Consider the following 21,783-nt stretch of genomic DNA (forward strand, 5'->3'; position numbering starts at 1 on the left):
GGGGCGCCTCGGAAGGCGCCCCACTTTTGCGTTATTTCCGGCAAAACCGGAGGAAATCCGCCCGGCTGCGGGCAAATCTGCCCAAACCGGATCACATATTGGGATAGTTCGGCCCGTCACCGCCCTGCGGCGTGGTCCAGGTGATGTTCTGGCTCGGGTCCTTGATGTCACAAGTCTTGCAGTGCACGCAGTTCTGGAAGTTCACCACGAACTCCGGCTTGCCGTCCTTTTCGACCACCTCGTAGACGCCGGCCGGGCAATAGCGCTGCGCCGGTTCGTCGTATTTCGGCAGGTTGACAGAGATCGGCGTATCCGCATTGCCAAGGTGCAGGTGGCAAGGCTGGCTTTCCTCGTGATTGGTCATCGCGAAGGAGACGTTGGTCAGCCGGTCAAAGGACAGGGTGCCATCGGGTTTCGGGTAATCAATCGGCTTGTGCTTGCTGGCTTCTTCGGTGGCTTCGGCGTCGTTCTTGCCGTGACCAAGGGTGCCAAAGAAGGACAGGCCAAGGATGTTGTTGGTCCACATATCCAGACCACCCAGCATCAGCGAGGCAGTGAGACCCCACTTCGACCACATCGGTTTGACGTTGCGGACCATCTTGAGGTCCTTGCCGATAGCGCCTTCGCGCACGTCTGTCTCATAGGCGGACAGCTCGTCACCGGAACGCTCGGCCTTGATGGCGTCATATGCGGCTTCGGCTGCGGCCTTGCCCGACAGCATGGCGTTGTGGTTGCCCTTGATGCGCGGCACGTTGACCATGCCTGCGGCGCAACCCAGCAGCGCCACACCGGGTGCCACAAGCTTCGGCATCGACTGCCAGCCGCCTTCGGTGATGGCGCGGGCGCCATAGGCAACGCGCTTGCCGCCTTCCAGCAGCTCGGCGACCATCGGGTGGTGCTTGAACCGCTGGAATTCCATGTAGGGGAACAGGTAGGGGTTCTTGTAGTTCAGGTGCACCACGAAGCCCACGTAAACCTGGTTGTTTTCCAGGTGATAGATAAAGGAGCCACCGCCAGCGTTGGAATTCAGCGGCCAGCCCATGGTGTGGGTGACGGTGCCTTCCTTGTGTTTGGCCGGGTCGATCTCCCAGATCTCTTTCATGCCGACGCCGTATTTCTGCGGCTCCTTGCCATCGGACAGGCCGTATTTGGCGATCACTTCCTTGGACAGCGAGCCACGTACGCCTTCGCCGAGGAAGACATATTTGCCGTGCAGCTCCATGCCCGGCTCAGTGTTGGGACCGTAAGAGCCGTCGGCCTCCAGACCGAAGACACCTGCGACCACGCCTTTGACTTCGCCGTTGTCGCCGTAGATCAGCTCGGAGCAGGCCATGCCCGGGAAAATCTCGACGCCCAGTTCCTCGGCCTGTTCAGCCATCCAGCGGCAGACATTGCCCATGGAGACGATGTAGTTGCCGTGGTTGTTCATCAGCGGCGGCATCGGGAAGTTGGGGATCCGCACCTCGCCCGACTCGCCCATCATGTAGAAGTTGTCTTCCTTGACCGGCGTGTTGAGCGGCGCGCCCTTTTCCTTCCAGTCGGGGATCAGCGCATCAAGACCGCAGGGATCCAGAACCGCGCCCGACAGGATATGCGCGCCCACTTCGGAGCCTTTTTCCAGCACCACGACCTCAAGGTCGCTGTCCAGCTGCTTCAGACGGATCGCCGCCGACAGACCCGCAGGGCCGGCCCCGACGATCACAACGTCATATTCCATCGCTTCGCGTTCAATCTTGGCCATAGATGATGTGCTCCTTGGCTATCGTTCGTTTCTGTCCCCATCGGACAGATGGTCCTGGGCGCAATTTTCTTTCGCGGTTGCTTAGCGTTTGGGGATTACAAAGGTCAATCCATACTCTGCGTTACGTTCCAGCAGAACGGGCTTTTCCGTATAAAACATACTCATTTCCGACGCTCATCCGTCATTTTCAACCTCTGGGCTGTCCCCCATCAGATAGCGCGGGCCGGTGCCCTTCTCTCCCGCCTTGTCCTGCGGATTATATAGCGCGCATCTCGGCAAGGACAGGCAGCCGCATCCGATACAGCCATCAAGGTTATCACGCAGCTTCATAAGCGTCTCGATTCGCTGATCCAGATGATCGCGGAAGTCCGAGGAAATCGCCGCCCAATCCTCTTGCGTCGGGGTGCGCCCGCCCGGCAGTTTTTTCAGGTACTCGCGGATCTCCGGCAGGGAAAACCCGAACTGCTGCGCGATCATGATGAAGCTGAGCCGCCTGAGATCCGAGCGCAGGAACCGCCGCTGCCCGCCCGCATTGCGCCAGGGCTCTACCAGACCCTGCGCCTCGTAATACCGGATGGCAGAGACCGCCAGCCCGGTGCGCTCTGCCAGATAGCCAATCGAAACACCTGCGGATTTTGCCATGTCGGATCCCTTCCCTGACGTGATGAAAAATACCTTGATCTAAAGTTAGGTTTAGAAATTACACAGGATGCAGAGATTATCAAAGGAGATTCGAAATGACCGCCATTCTTGAACACGCGAACCTCTGCGTCAGCGATCCCCATGCCACCGCCGCCTGGATGGAAAAGGTCTTTGGCTGGCGCATCCGCTGGCAGGGTCCGGCAATCCACGGCGGCCTTTCGGTCCACGTCGGCAGCAAGGACAGCTATCTTGCGCTTTATACGCCACCGGAAGACCTGGGTGATCCGCTGCCCCGCTATGCCAACAAGGGAACGCTCAACCATCTGGCGCTGATCGTCGAGGATCTGGACCGCACCGAGGAGGCGGTTCGGGAGGTCGGCTTCACGCCGATGAACCACGCCGATTACGAACCCGGACGACGGTTCTATTTCCTGGATGGAGAGGGGGTGGAATATGAGCTTGTTCAATATGATTGAGCTGTTGGGTCTCGACGCACACAGGCGGCCCCGGGGCAGGCACAGCACGCGGTTCCACGGCGATCAGGCCGAGGCACAGTTCTGGCGCATCGAAGCGCATCTGCCAGTGCCGGACCCGCTGCCACCGCGACATATCAAGCGGCGATAAATCCCGCAGCAAGTCCCGGTCCCTGCAGCAAAACTCTGCCCGTGGCCGCAGGTCCCCCTTGCATTTGGCCCCGCGATTGGGTCAGGTAAATGCCAACACGAATAAATGCCCCGTCGCACCTGCGGCGGGGCTGTCACGTTCAAAAGACCCGTAGCACATGCACGGCACGACCAGACGAAAGCGGAGCAGACCATGGAAAAGATCCCGATGACGCCGACGGGCTTTCAGGCCCTCGAAGCGGAACTCAAAAACCTGAAATCCGTCGAGCGCCCGGCCATCATCCAGGCCATCGCCGAAGCCCGCGAGCTTGGCGATCTGTCGGAGAATGCCGAATACCATTCGGCGCGCGAAAAACAGTCCTTCATCGAAGGCCGCATTAAGGAACTTGAAGGCATTCTGAGCCTCGCCGATGTGATCGATCCGGCGAAACTGTCAGGGTCTGTGAAATTCGGCGCCAAGGTCACCGTGGTGGATGAAGACACCGACGAGGAAAAGACTTGGCAGATCGTCGGCGAACACGAGGCCAATATCGAAGCGGGCCTGCTGAACATCAAATCACCGATTGCCCGGGCCTTGATCGGCAAGGAAGAAGGCGACAGTGTGGAGGTACGCACCCCCGGCGGGGAGCGCGCCTATGAGATTTTGCAAATCGTTTATTCCTGACAAGACAGAACCCATCCGCCATGACCGCACCGGATCCCGCCTCAAAGACCGCCCATAACCAGCCGCTCGGCACGTTCGAGCGCCCCTCGGCCACGGGATTGGGCGGCGCCGAGATGGGGGCGATCGTGCTGGGCTGCATCTGGCTCTTGGCGGTTCTGGCGGCCTACCTTCTGGCTCCTGCTGAAACGGACGGTGCCGATGGCTGGACCGGCTGGGTGCAGACGGCGCTGGCCGTCTGCCTGCCGGTGATCCTGCTCTGGGGCGGCGCGATGGTGCTGCGGTCGATCCGGATCATGCGCGAGGAAACCCTGCGCCTGCAATCGGCCATCGACGGTCTGCGGCACAGCTACCTGACCCACGCCCAGCAGGCCACGGCGGTGGCGGAGCCTTCGGTCACCAAGAAGCTCGAGGAAATCGCCGAGGCGACGCGCAAGACCGAAAGCGCACTGGCCACTTTCCAGAGCAGCCGCCGCAACCCGCCGCGCCCGGCGATCCCTGCCGAGGCCGCGCAAATGGCGGCAGCGGATCAGGGTACGCTGGCCCTTGGCACCTCCTCTGAGGACATGTCGCCGCCGCTGCCGGTGGACCAGTTCATCCGCGCGCTCAATTTCCCGGAAACCGCCGAGGACGAAGAAGGCTTCTCGGCCCTGCGCGCCGCGCTCAAGGACCGCAAGGCCTCGCAGGTGATCCAGGCGGCGCAGGACGTTCTGACCCTGCTCAGCCAAGACGGCATCTATATGGACGATCTGCGCCCGGATATGGCACGCCCCGAAATCTGGCGCCAGTTCGCCCAGGGCGCCCGCGGTCGCGCCGTGGCGGCGCTTGGCGGGGTGCGGGACCGGACATCGCTGGCCCTGACAGCCGCACGGATGAAACAGGATCCGATCTTCCGCGATGCCGCGCATCACTTCTTGCGCCGGTTCGACCAGATGTTCACCGAATTTGAGACCGAAGCCAACGACAGCGAAATCTCCGCTCTTGGCGACACCCGCACCGCGCGCGCCTTCATGCTGGTGGGCCGCGTCGCGGGCACTTTCGACTGATCCTCAGCGGGCGGGCGCACAGCTCCCGTCTTTACAGCTTTCGGCAAGGGGACACCCGCGCGGGGTACGGCGCGGTTGCCACCATCCCGCGCCCTGCACCGCAGGGCGCCCGGCCCAACCGCGAAGGTCATTGCCTGCAATGATACTGAATGGGCGGGAGCTTCCCGCCCCACAGACACCTGCCTAAAGGGAAAAACTGCCATAGGGCAGGAAACGCACCGGGTCGCCGGGCCGGATATGCGCCGCATCCTCGCCAATCTCGACCAGACCCTCGGCCCAGCTGAGGCCACTGATCCGGCCAGAGCCTTCGGATTTGAACACTTCGACGCGCCCCTGCCGGATACGGGCCCGCAGGTATTCCCGCCGCCCCGGTTTCTTGCGCTTTTCAAACCCGGCAGGCACATCGAACCCCTGCGGTTCCTGCCACCCGGCCCCCGCCATCACCCCGATGGCAGGGCGCGCAAAGATCAGCGTACAGACCAGCGCCGCCACCGGATTGCCCGGCAGGCCAAAGACCGGCATTCCCTGCCACATCCCCAGCGCCAGCGGACGGCCGGGTTTCAGGGCAATGCGCCATTCCTGCATGGCGCCTGCCTCCCGCAAAAGGGCCGAGACATGATCTTCATCCCCCGCCGAGGCACCGCCGCTGGTCAGGATCACATCCGCCTGCGACGCCGCGCCTTCCAGCCGCGCCCGCAGCGCAGCGCGATCATCACCGACGCGTCCCAGATCCACGGCAATCACGCCCAACTGCCGCAGCAACGCCAGCAGCATCGGCCGGTTGGCATCATAGATCTGCCCCAGCCCGGCAGGCGCACCCGGATCGCGCAGTTCATCGCCGGTGGAAAGCACTCCAACGCGCAAGGGCTGCCGAAGTGGTAATGTGTCGTTTCCCGTCGCCGCGGCGAGCGCCAGATCGGCAGGTGTCACCACCCGCCCCGCACCCAGAATCACATCTCCAGCCGCCACATCCTCACCGGCGCGGCGGGTATTGGCCCCTTTCTTCAGCGGCCCGTGAAAGGCGATCTGACTGCCATCCGTTGTCACGTCCTCTTCCAGGATAACCGTATCGACGCCTTCGGGCAGAGCGGCCCCGGTCAGGATACGAATGGCCTGCCCCGCAGGCACCACGCCGTCAAAGGGCACCCCCGCCGCCGCACGCCCGGCGACCAGATCCATGACCTGTGCCCCTTCGGGTATGGGACCGGCAAAGCCATAGCCATCCACCGCGGTATTGGGCTGCGGCGGGTTCGATCGCTGCGCCACCACATCTGCGGCCAGCACCCGCCCCACCGCCTGATCCAGCGGCAGGCTCTCCACGCCTGTCACCGGCCCCAGCCGCTGCCGCAGCAGCGCCAGCGCATCCTCGACCGGGGTCCAGTTCACGCCCGCCGGCAAGGCAAAGCAATCATCGCGCAGGGGCGGCGGCTTCAGGGTCATCTCGGCTCCACTCCAAGGATCCAGCCCTCTTCGGGGGCGGTAATATCCAGCATCTTCTCCAATTCTGCCACAGGGCGGCGGGCAAGTTCCAGAGCCACCTGCTGCACCTGCCAGGCATCCTTGATCATGCCAGCAGGCGGCGTAGGAACCGTCAGCGAGGGCCAGATCTCCACCAGCGCCACCGGCCTGTCGAGCGCCTCAAACGGCCAGGCGGCCACATGCGGGGCAAAGCGGCGGCGCAACCGGGACAGCACCGGCAATCCCATCATCATCTGACCACCGACAGAACCTGCGCCAGCCATCTGCCAGCAGGTGAAGGCGCCCGGCGCCAGATGTTCGACCGCGCGCCGATCCGGAAAGGGGTTTTGGTAGGTGCGCTTGGTGCGCGGCAGCCCGTCGATATCGCGCTTCAGCGCATTGGCCCAGAAAGGCCCCTGCCCGCCAAAGCGGCGGTTGATCTGGCCCGCCAGATCAAAACGGTTGTTTGCCCTGGGGCTGTCTTCGATGCGCGCCTCGAACCAATCCCAGAGCGCCAGAGGATCGCTCTGCCCGGTCAGCGCCGGGCCAAAGCCTGCGGGATAGCCAAAGGGAAAATCAAATCCGATGCAAATCCGTTGATCCCGGCTCAGCGCCAATTCCACCTGATCGCACAACCAGTCTTCGACCAGTTGCCGGTTGCGGAAATAGAGCGGATCCTCGGCGCCTTGCCAGTCCGCCTGGCAGGCCCAGATCGCATCGCGACGTGGACGCGATCCGGCATCGTTGCCGCCAGACCAATCCACCATCACGAAGGTGTCAAACGGCCTCACAAGCCCAGTTCACCCGCGATAAAATCGGCAATCGCCACGGTATCGTCCAGATCAAACACGGGCCGATCCAGATTGAGGGAAATATCGCTGGCCACGGCCCGAATCGATTGATCCCCCGGCGCGATCAGCGGATTGCCCGCATCGGTGCGATAGGCCTCAATCTTGGGATGCGGTTCGCGTTTGAAGCCCTCGACAAGGACCAGATCCACTGGATTGAGCCGCGACAGCAGATCGACAAAGGACGGCTCTTCCGCATCGCGCAATTCCTGCATGATCGCCACCCGGTTGGGCGAGGCCAGAAGAACCTCTGAGGCGCCCGCGCTGCGATGGCGGTGGCTGTCGGTGCCGGGCTGATCCACATCGGTGCTGTGATGGGCGTGTTTCAGGGTCGAAACGCTCAGGCCACGAGCACAAAATTCAGCCACCAGCCGCTCCATCAGGCCTGTCTTGCCGGCGTTTTTCCAGCCGGTTACTCCGTAAATTTTCATACTAGCAATCTCTCTGCACGCGCCAGGTCCTCGGGCGTGTTGACGTTAAAAAATGGATCAAAGGGATCAGCCTCAAACAGCGCTTCACGCCCGCCGTGGGCGTCGGTCCACAGGACCACCTTGCGCAGGCCATCATTAAGGGCCGCGCGCAGATCATCGCGCAGGGCCACGGGCCAAAGGCCGAAGGTGGGGTGGCGGTTCACCTTGCTGCGCCCACCGGATTTCAGTTCTTCCCCGGTGCGCGGGGTTGTGGCGAGCACCAAGGGATGGGTCTGCCCTTCGGAGGCCTCCATCAGCCGCGCCGCCAGATCGATAGGGAAGAAAGGCGTGTCGGCAGCCGCCGTCACGATGGCTTCAGCGCCTTGCTCGGCGGCCCAGTCGAGCCCAGCCAGCACACCCGCCAGGGGCCCGGCAAAACCTTCGATACTGTCGGCGACCACCGGCAGGCCAAGATCGGCAAAGCGCGCAGCATCCCCATTGGCGTTGAGCGCGAGGCCTGCCACTTGCGGCGACAGCCGATCGATCACGCGGGACAAAAGGCTTTGCCCGCCGATGTTCAGCAGCCCCTTGTCGCCACCGCCCATGCGGGTGGCCAGACCGCCCGCCAAGATTGCGCCGAGCGGTTTGGTCATGCCACACCCTCCCAGCGTCCTACCCGGCGGGGAGGGTGCGAAGCGCCCGCCCCGTGGAGGGCGGGTTGGGCGCTGCCCGGCTTTGCCGGGCAATGACGAGTAGCTGACATCATTCTGCGCTCTTCCTGCGATGTTTCTTGTCTTCCTGTGGCATCGATGCGGGGTCCACGTCCCGTTCCAGCCGGTCATCGCCGGAGAGACAGATGAACCGCTGGCCGCGCATCCGGCCAATCAGGGTCAGGCCAACCTCGCGGGCGATCTCTACCCCCCAGGCGGTGAAACCGGAGCGGGAGACCAGCACCGGAATGCCCATCATCGCCGTCTTGATCACCATCTCAGAGGTCAGCCGCCCGGTGGTGTAAAGGATCTTATCCGCCGGATCGCTGCCCGTGGACAGCATCCAGCCTGCGATCTTGTCCACCGCATTGTGGCGGCCGACATCCTCCATATAGACCAGCGGGCGGTCGCGGTGGCACAGTACCGTGCCGTGGATGGCCCCGGCCTCAAGGTATAGGGACGGCGTGCGGTTGATCTTATGCGCCAGCGCATAGAGCCAGGAGGTGCGCACCGGCGTTGCGGGCAGGCGGACATCCTCCAGCCCCTCCATCATGTCGCCAAAGACGGTGCCCACGGCGCAGCCCGAGGTGCGGGTCTTTTTCTGCAGCTTTTCCTCGTACGAAGTCTCGACCTCGGTGCGCACAACGGCGGTTTCCAGCTCTTCGTCGTAATCGACGCCGGTGATCACATCATCGTCGCGCAGCATGCCCTGATTGCGTAAAAAGCCAAGCGCCAGGTACTCGGGATAATCCCCGATTGTCATTGCGGTGACGATCTCCTGCCGGTTGAGATAGATGGTCAGCGGACGTTCCTCGACCACGGAAATCTCGCTTTGGGCGCCGGTGTGATCGACGCCCGTCACCGCGCGTGTCAGCCGCGCGTTCTTCGGCGCAGGCGCGATGATATACTCTGCGTGATCTTCGGCTTTTGCCAATTGCAAACCTCCCCAATCCCCCGTAGGCCATGACAGCAGCCCCGTGCTGCGTCTCAATTTAGGACGTGCAAATGGCGATCACCACACCCAAATCGGCCTTTTGGAAGGGCGTCCGCGATGGCGCACCATTTCTTCTGGTGTCAGGACCTTTTGGCCTGCTGTTTGGTGTTCTGGCCGCCGAGGCGGGACTTATTGTCCCCGAGGCACTGACCTTCTCGCTCGCGGTGTTTGCCGGATCGGCTCAATTCACCGCTCTGCAACTGATGCAGGAGAACGCGCCGATTCTCATCGTGCTGATTTCGGCGCTTGCGGTGAACCTACGGGTGGCGATGTATTCGGCCTCGCTGACGCCCTATCTGGGGTCGGCGCCGCTGTGGCAGCGGGCGATTGCCGCCTATTTCACCGTCGATCAGTCCTATGCCCTGTCGATCGTGCAATTCGAAACCGAGCCGGAGATGACCGTACCAGAACGCATGGCGTATTTCTTTGGCACCAACGGGTTGGTGGCACCGGGCTGGATGATCGCGACCTTTACCGGTGCCATGATCGGCGCGCAGGTCCCCGACAGCTGGGGCCTCGACTTTGTGCTGCCGCTGGCCTTTTTGGCGATGATCGGCCCGATGCTGCGCACCCCCGCGCATGTAGTGGCCTGTTTCGTCGCTGTCGCGACCGCCCTGCCCGCGGCGGCGCTGCCCTATAACCTGGGTCTGATCGTGGCTGGGTTGGCTGGTATGATGGCTGGCGCCCAGACGGAGGTCTGGCTGGAAAACCGGCTGCGCCGCAGCCAAGAGGAGACCGCGCAATGACCAGCACTGCCCCTGCCCTGATCGACCCCGTGATCCTGTGGACGGCCATCATCGGACTGGCTGTTGGCAGCTTCGCCCTGCGTTTTGCCTTTATCGGGATTGTCGGCGGGCGCGCCATGCCGGACTGGCTGATGCGCCACCTGCGCTATACCGCTGTTGCCATCATCCCGGCGCTGGTGGCGCCGCTGGTGGCTTGGCCCGCTCCGACCGGCGGCACCCCAAGCCTGCCGCATGTCGCGGTGGCGGCGCTGACGCTGGCAGTCGGCTATCTGACCAAGAATGTACTCTTGGCCATGGGAACTGGCGCAGGGTCCTTCGTGCTGCTGCTCTACGTATCGGGCTAAAACGCAAGCGTCGGCCACGGATCCACCGCTGCGGCGCACTTTCTGAGGATGCGCCGCGCTACTCTCCGTTTAGGATCGCATTGTTGCGCGCGAGCCCTTCCTGAAGGTCGGCGCTATCGTTCTCGTAATACCGGGTGGTTTTCACGCCGGGCCGCTGTTCAAACTGGTCGGCCAGCTTCACCGGATAAAAGGTAACCTTGATATCCTCGAAACCGGGAACCTGTTTCAACACCGAAGCGGTGGCATTGGCGCAATAGGCACCGGGCACGCGGCCATTGCTGACAACCAGTTCATAGGCGCGTTGCGCCTGTTCCGGCGTCACTGCAACTTCCTGAACCATCACGTGATGGGTGCTGCGGGCGTGCGATCCGCGATAGGCCTTTTCCACGGCAGGCGTGATCCCGTAAAGCACGTCATCCCGTTCGGGTACGCGGTCTGCATAAAACGACCCGGCGGGATCAAAGATGACCCGCTCCGAGGCATTGACCATCAGCGAGGTATGCCCGCCCTGTCCGGTCCGATTGTTGACCATCGTATAAAGGGTCAGGGATGGGGCGCCCTCGGCGCGATACGCGACACGTTCCAGCGTTGCATCATCGGCATTGGGCTGCGGCTGCGACGCGCAGCCCGACAGCGCAAAGGCTCCCCCTGCAACCGACGCACAAAGCGTCAGGCGCAGCAGCAAACGGCCCACGGACATAGCCCGAAGATCAGGTCGCGAAGACGGCCAGGAAGACCGCGAAGAGCGCCAGAGCGATGCAGAAGCGCACCGTGAAGGTCACAAAACCCGCAAAGGTTTTTTCCTGAACCGAGATGTCCATGGTTCCGTGTTTATGCTCAGCCATGTCTAAATGTCCTATTCGCGTTCGATTTCCTGCTGATTACTGGATTTCCCGCGCCCTGTCACGACGTCAATGCAGCGCAGCAGGGCGAAAAACCCGAGGCCTGCGGCCTGTTTGCACAGCCGTCTCGCCCCGACTTGCGGGTCGTCACGCATCACATCGCCGAATCGCGCGGTTGACCCTGCACCGGGTCTCTCAGGTATCCGGCTCTGCCTCTGCCACGATATCGGGATCCGCATCCGGGGCCGGATCAGGCTCCAGATCCTTCGCCAGACGAAATCCGATCCGCATGGCCGGGGTTTCCGGCTGCGCCTTGGGCAGGGCCCGCAGCATCACGTTGAGCTGCGTCACATGCTGGACCAGCTGCGTGCGGGCACCGGAGTTATCCGACCCGTAAAAGGTCACGATGTCAGGGTCGAAATAGCCCATACCCTCGATCCGCATGACACCGGCGTCGCCACCGGCAAACCCCATCGCGACCTCATGAGCGCTGTCCAGCTGCTCTTCAAAGTTCTTGATATAGAGAATCATCCGCTCATAGGCCCAGCGGGCCGGGCTTTTCTCTTCGGCCGGTTTCTGCATCGCCTTGGGCAGCGTCGGGCTGCTCTGGCCCGGCCTCGGGTCGCAATGCACCTCATGCACCTGCGGCAGGATCGCCGCTTCGACGGCCTCGGCGCTGGTGTCGATACTGTCGTGAATGGCCGAAGCGCTCGGTTTGCGTGTCTTGTCACTCATCTGTGCCCGCCTTTCCCGGCGTAGCGCCCTGGCGCCACCCCGTCAGCCTTTGCGTTGATACAGCCAGGCGCCGTCTTGGCGCTGTTCGCGTGTGACCCGCCCCAGATGGAAAAGGTGATTGACATGGGCCACCGCCTCGACCAGCGCCAGCCCGTATTCACCCGGCCCGATGGCGCGTTTGAACAGCGGCGAAAAACACTCGGCCGCGGTGCGCGGGCTGTCGAGATGGTCCATCAGCCGATCCAGCGCGCCGTGGTGGTTGTCGATCAGCTGCCGCATCCGCAGCGGCAGACGCGAGAACGGCAGCTTGTGACCCCCAAGGGCCAGATGATCATGCCGTGCCAGCGGCGCCAGACGTTCGCAGGCCTCCAGCCATTCGCCCAAGGGGTCCGCCATCGGTTCGGTGGCATAGACGCCGATATTGGGGCTGATCGACGAGAGAATCTGATCCCCGGTGATCACCAGATTGTCGTCACGACTCCAGAAGGTGGCATGTTCCGGCGCGTGGCCGTTGCCCATGTGCACATCCCAGTCGCGCCCGCCCATGCGGAACACATCGCCCTGCTGCACCCGGGTAAAGCCCAGCGGCATCGGATAGACGGTATCGGCAAAATTGAACGGCCGGTCCGCAACCCGCTGGTCATAGATTTCCTTGTCCATGCCCGCGCTGCGGTAATAGGCCAGCGTTTCCTCGGGCCAGGTTTCCTGCACATCCAGCGTCAGCATGCGGGCGAACAGCCAGGCAGTACGGGTGGTGACCAGCTCGGCGCCGTATTCGGACTGGAACCAGCCCGCCAGACCGATGTGATCCGGGTGATGGTGGGTGGCGACGACACGGCTGATGGGTTTGCCCTTCAGCGGGCCTGCCATCAGGCTTTGCCACAGTTCGCGGCTCTTGCGGGTGTTGAACCCGGTGTCGATCACCGTCCAGCTATCGCCCTCGTCAAGCGCGTAGACGTTGACGTGGTCCAGCTTCATCGGCAGCGGCTGGCGCATCCACAGGACGCCTTCGGCGACCTCGATCACCTCGCCCAGCGCGGGCGGTTCTTCCCAGGGGGTACGCGGGCCGACTTCGGGAACGGAGGCCATCAGCTGGCCAGCTCGTCCAGTGTCAGCGCCATGGCACCCTCGATACCTTCCTGCGCGTGCTGCAGCAGGCCGACATGCTCGGGCAACATCCGCTTGATGTAGAACCGCGCCAGTTTTTCGCGCGGGCCGCCCTTGTCAGCCAAGGCCGCCATCAGGTGGTAATGCCCCCCCAGAACACGGGCAAAGGCCCGCAGATAGGGCACCGCCCCGGCAAAGCGGTTCTGCAGATCACCCTGCCCCACCAGCCAGTCGGTCGCTTCGCGCAGGCTTTCGCAGGCCTGCCAGACGGCTTCGGCCATATTGGGGTGGGTCGGACGGGCGCGTTCGGCCAGTTCTTCGATCTCATCCATCAGACGGTTGGCCATCTCGCCGCCATCCATCATCTTGCGGGCAACAAGATCCATCGCCTGAATGCCGTTGGTGCCTTCGTAGATCGAGGTCACGCGCACATCGCGGCAGAATTGCGCGGCGCCGGTTTCCTCGATGAAGCCCATGCCACCATGCACCTGCAGGCCGATATCTGCGACGCGAATGCCGGTGTCGGTGCCGAATGCCTTGGCAATCGGGGTCAGGAAGGCGGCGCGGGTCTTGCAATCCGAATCTCCGGTGGCAGTGGACATGTCGATTGCCTGCGCGCAGGCCAGCAGGATCGCACGGGAGGCAAAGAGATCCGCCTTCATCTCCATCAGCATACGGCGCACATCCGCGTGGTCAACAATGCCGCCCGACGGCGTCTTGCCCTGCTTGCGCTCCAGCGCATAGGCCAGCGCCTTCTGATAGGCGGCTTCGGCAATGCCGACACCCTGACCGCCGACACCCAGACGCGCGTTGTTCATCATGGTGAACATGGCCGCCATACCGCCATGTTCGGCGCCCACCAGCCAGCCGGTGGCGCCATCATATTGCATCACGCAGGTCGGGCTGCCGTGCAAGCCCAGCTTGTGTTCGAGACTCACCACCTTGAGACTGTTGGCCTTGCCGGGGTTGCCATTGTCATCCGGCAGGAATTTGGGGACCAGGAACAGCGAGATCCCCTTGGTGCCCGGCACCCCGTCGGGCAGCCGCGCCAGCACCAGATGGCAGACGTTGTCTGCGAAATCGTTGTCGCCCCAAGTGATATAGATCTTCTGCCCAGTGACGGCATAGGTGCCATCGCCATTCGGCACGGCCTTGGAACTGAGCGCGCCCACGTCCGATCCGGCCTGCGGCTCGGTCAGGTTCATGGTGCCGGTCCATTCGCCCGAAATCAGCTTCGGCAGGTATAGCTCTTTCAGCGCGTCGCTGGCGTGGTGATCCAACGCCTCTATCTGGCCCTGGCTCATCAGCGGGGCCAGCTGCAACGACAGGCAGGCGCCGGACATCATTTCATTGACCGCCGAGGTGATCGTCATAGGCAGCCCCATGCCACCGTGCTCCTGCGGTGCGCTCATCCCGAGCCAGCCTCCCTCGGCGATGGCACGCCAGCCATCGGCAAAGCCGGGCGAAGTACGCACAACGCCGTTTTCCAGATAGGCCGGGTTCAGATCCCCCGGACGCTCCAGCGGCGCCATCACCTCGTCGCACATCTTGCCCGCTTCGGTCAGAATCGCCGTCACCATGTCGTCCGAAGCCTCGGCAAACAGGTCGGTTGCGGACACATCCTCGAAACCGACGATGTGCTTGAGCATGAACTCATACTCGGAAACGGGGGAACGGAAGGTCATTGGCGTCCTCTTGGCGTCCTGTGGGGCTCTCTCGTGTCTGGGCTAGTCTTTTACCCAGTCTTGGCATTGCTTACGAGGCCCTTTATATCTCGCGGCCTGTCCGATTACCTATCCTCTCGACCTTTTCAATCAACCAAAACGCCGCGTCACCCGCCATGTCCAGCCTGACCACCGAAATTCTGGGGACCTCGGATGCTGATCTGAGCCGCGCCGCCGATCTTCTGAAGGCGGGGCAGCTGGTGTCCTTTCCGACCGAGACGGTCTACGGCCTGGGCGCCGATGCCCGCAACGGCACGGCGGTGGCTTCGGTCTATGCAGCCAAGGGGCGCCCCAGCTTTAACCCGCTGATTGCCCATGTACATTCCGTCGCGGCGGCGCAGCAGCTGGTGCAGTGGAACGATTTGGCCGAACGGCTGGCAGCGGCCTTCTGGCCCGGGCCGCTGACCCTGGTCTTACCACTGCGCGAGGGCCACGGCGTTTCCGGACTGGTGACCGCGGGACTTCAGACACTGGCAGTTCGGGTTCCGGCCCATCCCACCGCCCTGCGGCTGCTACGCCTCGTGGACGGACCGGTGGCAGCGCCCTCGGCCAACCCGTCGGGACGGATCAGCCCCACTACGGCCGCGCATGTGCTGGCCGGGCTGAACGGCAGGATCTCTGCCGTCGTGGACGATGGTCCCTGCGGCGTAGGAGTGGAATCCACCATCGTTGGCCTCAGCGGACCAGACCCCATGCTGCTGCGCCCCGGCGGACTGGCAGCCGAGGACATTGAGGCGACCCTCGGTACGTCGCTGACCGACCGCGACGCAGCCGATCCCCTGTCGGCGCCGGGGCAGCTGCTGTCCCACTACGCGCCCAATGCCCGCGTCCGCCTAAACGCGACAGAAGCCGGTGAGGGCGAGCTGCTGCTCGGCTTTGGCTCCATGGACTGTGATCTGAACCTGTCAGCGATCGGCGATCTGGCCGAAGCCGCCGCCAATCTGTTCGAACACCTGCACCGGCTTGATGCAATCGGTCAGCCGATTGCTGTCGCGCCCATCCCCGAACATGGCCTTGGCAGCGCGATCAACGACCGTTTGCGCCGGGCCGCCGCGCCCCGGGACGACAGTTCCGCGCACTGACCCGGCCCGAACGGCCAGCCAGATCCGCCAAAACCCCATCAATTATTCATATATTCGCTAGTCTCTATGCATAAACGGGATACCGGGCTATCCTGACCTCCTACTAGGGAGGAACATCATGAAACATTTACTGACAGCGGCCGCTGTAGCCACAAGCCTGTGCGCAGGCTGGACCACCGCAGCCCTTGCCGAAGGTGCCACGCATCACATCGCCGTTCATGTCAATCAGAATGACCCCAAGGTCATGAACATGGCGCTCAACAACGTGCAGAACCTGACCCGCTATTACGAGGCGCAAGGGGACACGGCGGTTGTGGAAGTTGTCGCCTACGGCCCCGGCCTGCACATGCTGATTCCGGGGAAAAGCCCAGTCGCGGACCGCATTGCAACCATGAGCCTTGAGAACGACAAACTGTCCTTTTCCGCCTGCGGCAACACCCACCGCAAGATGAGCGAGAAGGCAGGCAAGGAAGTTGCGCTGCTCGAGGAAGCCTCGATCGTGCCTTCCGGTGTGGTCCGGCTGGTGGAACTGCAGGAACAAGGGTTCTCTTACGTCCGTCCCTAATTGGCGCAGACCTGACAGACAATAACACGCAGGGGCCACCCGCCCCTGCGTATCTGGCCGCACTGGCCGTCTGGGGTCAGGCGGTTCCGGCGCTTGAGGACAGCGACACCGGGTCCACGCCCAGCGTTTTCAACGCCGCGCCCCATTTTTCCAGATCGTCCATCTCGAACAACAGCTCGGCGCTGGCCTCGGCCGTCAGCCAGCCATTGGCGACGATTTCGCTTTCCAGCTGCCCCGGCCCCCAGCCAGCATAGCCCAGCATCACGACCATCTGCTCTGGCCCGCTGCCTTCGGCAATGTCTTCCAGAATGTCCAACGTCGCGGTCATTGCAAAACCGCCCGGAACATCCAGAGAATTGACCCGCGAATGATAATCGTCCGAATGCAAAACGAAGCCGCGCTGGGTCTCGACCGGACCACCGAAACGGACAGGCAGAGATGCAACATCGGTGTTTGCCTCGATCTCCAGCTGTTCCAGCAGACTGCCCAGCTGCACGCCCGGCGCCGTCTTGTTCACGATCAGCCCCATCGCCCCCTCATCACTGTGAGAGCACAGGAACACCACCGCATGTTCGAACCGCGGATCGCCGATTCCCGGCATGGCAATCAAGAGTTTACCTGTCAGATCCATATCGCCTGTCTTTCTGTCTGCTTGGTCCATCGGACCAGACCGCATGCGACCAGCATGCAGCCCCACGCCCAGAGGTGCAAGGGCTGGTCCCCTGCGACACTGAAGCAGCCAGATCTGACGAAGTCTGACCGGAACGTGACTTGGCATTTGCAGACGGAATGCGCATTTATTGGTGTATGAGACATGAACGCCCCTCCTCTCGCCCTGTGTCCCGATCTGTGTTCGGGCTGGCCCGTCTGAAATCCGCCGTGGCGGCCTGCGCCGTTCTTGCGCTGATGCCGGTTGCGACTGTGCAGGCGGGCGCATCGCCCGATCCGGTGCAGATCGAGATCCTCGATGGCGGGATGACGAAACGGGGCACCTATATGGGCGCGCTGCGGCTGACGCTCGACAGCGGCTGGAAAACCTACTGGCGGGCGCCCGGGGATGCCGGCATTCCGCCCAGATTTTCCTGGCGTGGATCGCGCAACATTGGCGACGTGTCGATGACATGGCCCGCCCCCGAAGTCTTCATGACCTCCGGCTACCGCACCATCGGCTATCACGATCAGCTGGTGCTGCCGATCGAGATCACCCCCGCGAATCCTGCCAAACCCGTCCGCATCAAGGGACGCATGGAACTGGGCGTTTGCAAGGACGTCTGCGTGCCATCCGAGCTGTCCTTTGATCACCGGCCAGACCCCGAAGCAGGCCGCAACCCGGCGATCGTCGCGGCGCTGGCCTCGCGACCCTATTCGGCGCAGGAGGCAGGCGTCTCCTCGGCGATCTGCAGCCTGTCCCCCGGCAATTACGGTATGCGCGTCGAAGCGCAGATCACCATGCCCAGCGCCGGTGGCGAGGAAGTCGCGGTGATCGAACCGGGCACACCGCATCTGATGGCCGGGGAAACCAGCACCGAACGACGCGGCGGTATTCTGCTGGCACGGACCGAGTTCATGCCCGCAACCAGCAACAGCCCGACCTCCATTGACCGGTCAAAACTGCGCATTACCGTGCTGGGGCACAGCCATTCGGTGGATATCAAGGGCTGCGACGCCGGATGAGCCGCCCGGTTCTGGGCGCGCTGGCGGTGGTCTGCCAGACCGTGGCCGGACAGGACAGCGTGATCCTGATCCAGCGCCGCAATCCGCCCAACGCAGGCTGGTGGGGCTTTCCCGGCGGTCATGTGGAATGGGGCGAAACCGCGCTTGAGGCTGCCGCACGCGAGCTTCACGAGGAAACCGGCGTTCACGCCCGTCCGCGGGGCTATCTGACCAATGTCGACGTGATCCTGCCCGGCCCGGACGAGGCGGTTTCGCACCACTACCTGCTGACCGCCGTGCTCTGCGATTATGTCAGCGGCGCCCCGACCCCGGATGATGATGCGCTGCAGGCCAAATGGGTGGCAGTGGACGATCTGCACCGCAGCGGGCTGGAGCTGATCGATCAGGTGGCCGAGGTCGCGCTCTTGGCCCGGTCGCGCTGGCGCGACCGCAGCCCGTGGGACAGCGCCCCGATCACATAGGTCAGCAGCCCGAACACCACGGCCCCCAGCAGGAACAGAATAAGCCCCGCCCGCACCGGCTCCATCGTGGCCAGCCCGGTGTCCGAGGCCATAAGCCCCCCACGCAGGGCCGGATGCAGCGCGCCTGTTGCAATGGCCCAGCCCAGCGTAAGCACCAGCCAGCCGAGCTGTACCAAAGCCGATCCGCCGATCAGCCAGCGCAAAACCCGGGTATGGGCGCGCTGACCGGCCCGCAGCGCCCGGCGCAGCGATGTGATGGGCCGCGCCGCGTCCCGCTGCACCGCGACCAGTGCGGGAACCACCAGAAGCACTAGGAACATGCCAAAACCCAATCCGTAGACCAGCGTGATCACCGTCGGTTTCAGGAACTGCGCCTGCTGCGAGCTTTCGTACATCAAAGGCGCCAGACCCAGCACGGTGGTCAGCGTCGTCAGCATTACCGGACGCAAACGATCCGCGGCCCCGTCGATGATCGAGGGCACCAAGCCGCGCTCAGCCGCGTATTCGTCGATGGTTGTGACCAGCACGATGGAATCGTTGATGATGATCCCGGTCATGCCCAGAAGCCCCACCACCGTGAACATGCTGAGCGGCACCTCCCAGATGTAATGCCCCCAAATCGTGCCCACGAGGCCGAAGGGAATGATCGCCATCACCACGATGGGCCGCGTCCAACTGGCAAAGATCCAGGCCAGCACCAGGTAGATGCCGGTCAGGCACAGGATCATACCGGTGCCCGCCTCGGACAGGAAAGTGTCCTCCTGCTCGCTGAGGCCCGCAAGACGCCATTCCACCTGACGCTCGCTGGCGATTGTCGGCAGGATCTCCTCCTGCAGCGCGGTGATCACCGCCTCGGCGCGGGCGGGATCGTCCTCCGAGATATCGCCGGTAACGCTGATCACCCGGATGCCGTTTTCGCGCCGCACGGTGGAAAACCCGCTGCGTTGGCTGACCGAAACGATATCGGCCAGCGGCACATAGCTGCCGCCCGGCGCCCGCATCAGGGTACGCTCCAGGAAATCCGCCGTCAGCTCTCCCTCGGGCAGTTCGACCCGGATGGTGGCGCTGCGCGGTCCGTCCGGATAGGTCGCTGCCTCGATCCCGTTGAGCCGCGCCCGCAGCGCCCGGCCCAGACTGTCGATGGTAAAGTTCAGCGCCTGCCCCTGCGGGGTCAGATCCAGAATGACCTCTTCCTTGTCATAGGCGAGGTTGTCCTCCACCGCCGAAACCTCAGGATAGCGCAGGACGGCGGTTTTCAGATCCTCCGAGGCCGCCTTCAGCGTCTGCACATCGGCGCCGTAGAACTGTACGTCCATCGCATCGCCGCCCGGCCCCGACCGCCAGCTGCGGAAGGAAACGGTCTCTGCCAGTGGATGGCGCACCACCCGTTGCTGCAGCTCCGCGACAAAGGCAAAGCTGGAGTAATCCCGCTTGTCCGCGTCGATCAGCTCGATCGAGATGCCGCCCAGCAGGTCAGCGTCCTTGGCCTCGACACCTGACAGACCGCGCCCGGCATTGCCGCCAATCTCGGCCATGACGAAATCCAGCGGGTTTTCGCCATAGCGTTCAGCGTATTCCGCCCCCAGCGCCTCGGTCGCGCGCTGCATCTCGCGCATCATCTCCAGCGTGTCTTCGCGGGTCGCCCCCTCGGCCATGGCGAAATTGCCGGTGATCGAACCGCGCTCCGGCGCGTTGAAGAACCGCCATTTAACATCGCCGCCAATGAACAGCGCCAGCTGGCTGGCTAGAATGACCGCCGCGCCTGCCAGCACCACGTAACGCGCGCGCACCACCAGCGCCATCAACGGGCGGAACAGGACGTCTCGGACCCAGCGAAAGCCCCGGTTCACCGCCCGGTTGGGCCAGTCATACCAGTGCCGCTGCTGCGCGTGGGTCAGGGCATGAGCCATGTGGTTCGGCAGGATCAGGAAGCATTCCGCCAATGAGGCCGCCAGCACCATGATCACCGTAAAGGGAATATCCCGGATCAGATCGCCAAAGCGCCCGCCGATGATAACCAGACCGAAAAAGGCGATGATCGTAGTCAGGGTTGCAGCGAACACCGGCAGAGCCATGCGCCGGGCCGCGTTCTCGGCCGCCTGCATCGGCGTCTCGCCCAGCCGCCGAACCCGGAAATCGGCATGTTCGCCCACCACGATGGCATCATCGACCACGATCCCCAGGGTGATGATCAGACCAAAAAGTGAGACCATGTTGATGGTCAGCCCCGCCGCGTACATCAGCGCCACGGCCGCAAACATCGCCGCCGGAATGCCTGCCGCGACCCAGAAGGCGATGCGCACATTGAGGAACAGGAACAGCAGGATCAACACCAGCCCAAGCCCCATCAGCCCGTTGTCCACAAGGATGTTGAGCCGGTCCGAGATCGCCTCGGCCCGAGTGCGGATCAACCCCGCGGTGACGCCCTGCGGCAGGCTCAGCTGCAATTCGTCGACGACCTTTTCAACCTTGTGCTGGATGCCGATGGCATCGCCCTGATCCGAGCGGTCGACCCGCACCGACATCGCCGGATGCTCCCCCACGAAATAGGAGCGGCTGCGGTCGACACCTTCGACCCGGATCGTTGCCACATCGCCAATGGTCAGCGCCGAGCCGTCCGCATTGGTGCGCAGGACAATTCCGGCCAGCTCGTCCGGCGTGCGTTTCTCGCTGCCGGTGCGGACGCGGGTATTGGCGCCGGTGACATCGCCCGCCGGATCGGCATCGACCTCGGCGGCGATGGCGGCAGCGATTTCCGCCATGCTGACATCATGGGTGATCAGCGCAGACGAGGGCACTTCAACGATGGTTTCCGGCGCAGCAACACCGCGGATAGTGGTGCGGGTGACCCCGACCTCGAACAGGCGCACGACCAGCTCATCCGCAAAGAGCCCCAATTGCTCGGGGCCGATATCGCCGGTGATCACCACGTCGGTCACCCGATCGCGCCAGGCACCGCGTTTGACGGTGGGCTCTTCCGCCTCTTCCGGCAGGGTGGTGACCAGGCTGACCGCTGTCTGCACATCGTCCGAGGCGCGTGACATATCCCAGCCCGGTTCGAACTCCAGCGTGATGGTGCCCAGACCCTCGCGGGAGATGGCGCTGGTTTCCTCGACCCCGTCCACCGCCAGAAGGGCCGGTTCCAACGCCTGCACGATGGCGCTATCCACGTCCTCGGGGCCGGCACCATCCCATTGCACCCGGACGGTGACGTTTTCCACGATCACATCGGGAAAGAACTGCGCCCGCATGTTGGGGATCGCCGCCGCGCCCAGCACCAGCAAGATCACCAACAGAAGGTTGGCCGCCGTCCGGTGACGGGTGAAGTAGCTTAGCAGGCCGCCAGCGGGCCGGGACAGATCGCGCATGG

General features: G+C 63.5%; 23 protein-coding genes. 9 read left to right on the plus strand and 14 right to left on the minus strand.

Going from position 1 to position 21,783, the window contains the following annotated elements; translation table 11 throughout:
• Nucleotides 1-91: 91 nt before the first annotated feature.
• Both AC5SSZ_RS19035 and soxR read right to left on the minus strand, forming a co-directional pair.
• Nucleotides 92-1,741 carry an electron transfer flavoprotein-ubiquinone oxidoreductase gene (locus AC5SSZ_RS19035; protein WP_495439426.1) on the minus strand — a complete coding sequence of 550 codons (1,650 nt, stop codon included), beginning with the start codon at nucleotides 1,739-1,741 and terminating at the stop codon, nucleotides 92-94.
• 174 nt (nucleotides 1,742-1,915) lie between these two features.
• Nucleotides 1,916-2,383 carry a redox-sensitive transcriptional activator SoxR gene (gene soxR, locus AC5SSZ_RS19040; protein ID WP_065272480.1) on the minus strand — a complete coding sequence of 156 codons (468 nt, stop codon included), beginning with the start codon at nucleotides 2,381-2,383 and terminating at the stop codon, nucleotides 1,916-1,918.
• Nucleotides 2,384-2,478: 95 nt separating this feature from the next.
• Between soxR and AC5SSZ_RS19045 the strand changes: the two genes are divergently transcribed.
• The 3 genes from AC5SSZ_RS19045 (at nucleotide 2,479) to AC5SSZ_RS19055 (ending at nucleotide 4,713) form a co-directional block, all read left to right on the plus strand.
• Complete coding sequence (locus AC5SSZ_RS19045; RefSeq protein ID WP_274837542.1) at nucleotides 2,479-2,859, plus strand: VOC family protein; 381 nt, start codon at nucleotides 2,479-2,481, stop codon at nucleotides 2,857-2,859.
• A gap of 340 nt (nucleotides 2,860-3,199) precedes the next feature.
• Complete coding sequence (gene greA / locus AC5SSZ_RS19050) at nucleotides 3,200-3,670, plus strand: transcription elongation factor GreA (RefSeq protein ID WP_065272478.1); 471 nt, start codon at nucleotides 3,200-3,202, stop codon at nucleotides 3,668-3,670.
• A gap of 20 nt (nucleotides 3,671-3,690) precedes the next feature.
• Nucleotides 3,691-4,713: a hypothetical protein gene (locus AC5SSZ_RS19055; RefSeq protein WP_274827580.1), complete on the plus strand. Its 1,023-nt coding sequence runs from the start codon at nucleotides 3,691-3,693 to the stop codon at nucleotides 4,711-4,713.
• Nucleotides 4,714-4,896: 183 nt separating this feature from the next.
• On the opposite strand, the gene AC5SSZ_RS19060 is transcribed toward AC5SSZ_RS19055, so the two are convergent.
• The 5 genes from AC5SSZ_RS19060 to AC5SSZ_RS19080 form a co-directional block, all read right to left on the minus strand.
• Nucleotides 4,897-6,153, minus strand: coding sequence for a molybdopterin-binding protein (locus AC5SSZ_RS19060; protein ID WP_495439429.1), 1,257 nt, complete (start codon nucleotides 6,151-6,153; stop codon nucleotides 4,897-4,899).
• A complete protein-coding gene (locus AC5SSZ_RS19065) occupies nucleotides 6,150-6,962 on the minus strand; it encodes a molybdopterin guanine dinucleotide synthesis (RefSeq protein ID WP_495439430.1) in 813 nt (270 codons plus the stop codon). The genes AC5SSZ_RS19060 and AC5SSZ_RS19065 overlap by 4 nt, the downstream gene beginning before the upstream one ends.
• Nucleotides 6,959-7,450: a molybdopterin-guanine dinucleotide biosynthesis protein B gene (gene mobB, locus AC5SSZ_RS19070; protein WP_065272474.1), complete on the minus strand. Its 492-nt coding sequence runs from the start codon at nucleotides 7,448-7,450 to the stop codon at nucleotides 6,959-6,961. The genes AC5SSZ_RS19065 and mobB overlap by 4 nt, the downstream gene beginning before the upstream one ends.
• Nucleotides 7,447-8,082, minus strand: coding sequence for a molybdenum cofactor guanylyltransferase MobA (gene mobA / locus AC5SSZ_RS19075; protein ID WP_495439432.1), 636 nt, complete (start codon nucleotides 8,080-8,082; stop codon nucleotides 7,447-7,449). The genes mobB and mobA overlap by 4 nt, the downstream gene beginning before the upstream one ends.
• Before the next feature lie 109 nt (nucleotides 8,083-8,191).
• Nucleotides 8,192-9,079, minus strand: coding sequence for a formate dehydrogenase accessory sulfurtransferase FdhD (locus AC5SSZ_RS19080; RefSeq protein WP_495439434.1), 888 nt, complete (start codon nucleotides 9,077-9,079; stop codon nucleotides 8,192-8,194).
• Nucleotides 9,080-9,144: 65 nt separating this feature from the next.
• On the opposite strand from AC5SSZ_RS19080, the gene AC5SSZ_RS19085 reads away from it, so the two are divergent.
• Entirely contained in the window at nucleotides 9,145-9,879 is a 735-nt protein-coding gene (locus AC5SSZ_RS19085) for an AzlC family ABC transporter permease (RefSeq protein ID WP_274839407.1), read from the plus strand.
• A complete protein-coding gene (locus tag AC5SSZ_RS19090; protein ID WP_065272470.1) occupies nucleotides 9,876-10,223 on the plus strand; it encodes an AzlD domain-containing protein in 348 nt (115 codons plus the stop codon). The genes AC5SSZ_RS19085 and AC5SSZ_RS19090 overlap by 4 nt, the downstream gene beginning before the upstream one ends.
• A 58-nt stretch (nucleotides 10,224-10,281) precedes the next feature.
• Here AC5SSZ_RS19090 and AC5SSZ_RS19095 read toward each other — a convergent pair whose 3' ends face one another.
• From AC5SSZ_RS19095 to AC5SSZ_RS19115, 5 genes are all read right to left on the minus strand, one after another.
• The gene (locus tag AC5SSZ_RS19095; RefSeq protein WP_237028373.1) at nucleotides 10,282-10,923 is read right to left on the minus strand and encodes a hypothetical protein; all 642 of its coding nucleotides are present in this window, start codon (nucleotides 10,921-10,923) and stop codon (nucleotides 10,282-10,284) included.
• Nucleotides 10,924-10,933: 10 nt separating this feature from the next.
• The gene (locus AC5SSZ_RS19100; protein WP_065272469.1) at nucleotides 10,934-11,068 is read right to left on the minus strand and encodes an aa3-type cytochrome c oxidase subunit IV; all 135 of its coding nucleotides are present in this window, start codon (nucleotides 11,066-11,068) and stop codon (nucleotides 10,934-10,936) included.
• A 192-nt stretch (nucleotides 11,069-11,260) separates the two neighbouring features.
• Nucleotides 11,261-11,800 carry a DUF6173 family protein gene (locus AC5SSZ_RS19105; RefSeq protein ID WP_495439440.1) on the minus strand — a complete coding sequence of 180 codons (540 nt, stop codon included), beginning with the start codon at nucleotides 11,798-11,800 and terminating at the stop codon, nucleotides 11,261-11,263.
• A 42-nt stretch (nucleotides 11,801-11,842) separates the two neighbouring features.
• On the minus strand, nucleotides 11,843-12,889 hold the full coding sequence (locus AC5SSZ_RS19110) for an MBL fold metallo-hydrolase (RefSeq protein WP_495439442.1): 1,047 nt from the start codon (nucleotides 12,887-12,889) through the stop codon (nucleotides 11,843-11,845).
• Nucleotides 12,889-14,592, minus strand: coding sequence for an acyl-CoA dehydrogenase family protein (locus tag AC5SSZ_RS19115; RefSeq protein WP_495439443.1), 1,704 nt, complete (start codon nucleotides 14,590-14,592; stop codon nucleotides 12,889-12,891). Before AC5SSZ_RS19115 ends, AC5SSZ_RS19110 begins: the two co-directional genes overlap by 1 nt.
• Nucleotides 14,593-14,747: 155 nt before the next feature.
• Between AC5SSZ_RS19115 and AC5SSZ_RS19120 the strand changes: the two genes are divergently transcribed.
• Both AC5SSZ_RS19120 and AC5SSZ_RS19125 read left to right on the plus strand, forming a co-directional pair.
• Nucleotides 14,748-15,713: an L-threonylcarbamoyladenylate synthase gene (locus tag AC5SSZ_RS19120; protein WP_495439445.1), complete on the plus strand. Its 966-nt coding sequence runs from the start codon at nucleotides 14,748-14,750 to the stop codon at nucleotides 15,711-15,713.
• Between the two features lie 118 nt (nucleotides 15,714-15,831).
• Entirely contained in the window at nucleotides 15,832-16,278 is a 447-nt protein-coding gene (locus AC5SSZ_RS19125) for a DsrE family protein (protein ID WP_065272465.1), read from the plus strand.
• A gap of 76 nt (nucleotides 16,279-16,354) precedes the next feature.
• Here AC5SSZ_RS19125 and AC5SSZ_RS19130 read toward each other — a convergent pair whose 3' ends face one another.
• Nucleotides 16,355-16,909: a YqgE/AlgH family protein gene (locus AC5SSZ_RS19130; protein ID WP_369000872.1), complete on the minus strand. Its 555-nt coding sequence runs from the start codon at nucleotides 16,907-16,909 to the stop codon at nucleotides 16,355-16,357.
• 176 nt (nucleotides 16,910-17,085) lie between these two features.
• Between AC5SSZ_RS19130 and AC5SSZ_RS19135 the strand changes: the two genes are divergently transcribed.
• Together AC5SSZ_RS19135 and AC5SSZ_RS19140 are read left to right on the plus strand one after the other, a co-directional pair.
• Nucleotides 17,086-17,952: a protein-disulfide reductase DsbD domain-containing protein gene (locus AC5SSZ_RS19135; RefSeq protein ID WP_495439448.1), complete on the plus strand. Its 867-nt coding sequence runs from the start codon at nucleotides 17,086-17,088 to the stop codon at nucleotides 17,950-17,952.
• A complete protein-coding gene (locus AC5SSZ_RS19140) occupies nucleotides 17,949-18,413 on the plus strand; it encodes an NUDIX hydrolase (protein WP_495439450.1) in 465 nt (154 codons plus the stop codon). Before AC5SSZ_RS19135 ends, AC5SSZ_RS19140 begins: the two co-directional genes overlap by 4 nt.
• Here AC5SSZ_RS19140 and AC5SSZ_RS19145 read toward each other — a convergent pair.
• Nucleotides 18,335-21,781 carry an efflux RND transporter permease subunit gene (locus tag AC5SSZ_RS19145; RefSeq protein WP_495439452.1) on the minus strand — a complete coding sequence of 1,149 codons (3,447 nt, stop codon included), beginning with the start codon at nucleotides 21,779-21,781 and terminating at the stop codon, nucleotides 18,335-18,337. The genes AC5SSZ_RS19140 and AC5SSZ_RS19145 overlap by 79 nt on opposite strands.
• Nucleotides 21,782-21,783: the final 2 nt, after the last annotated feature.

This window comes from Phaeobacter sp. CC-HEC084, assembly GCF_059429255.1.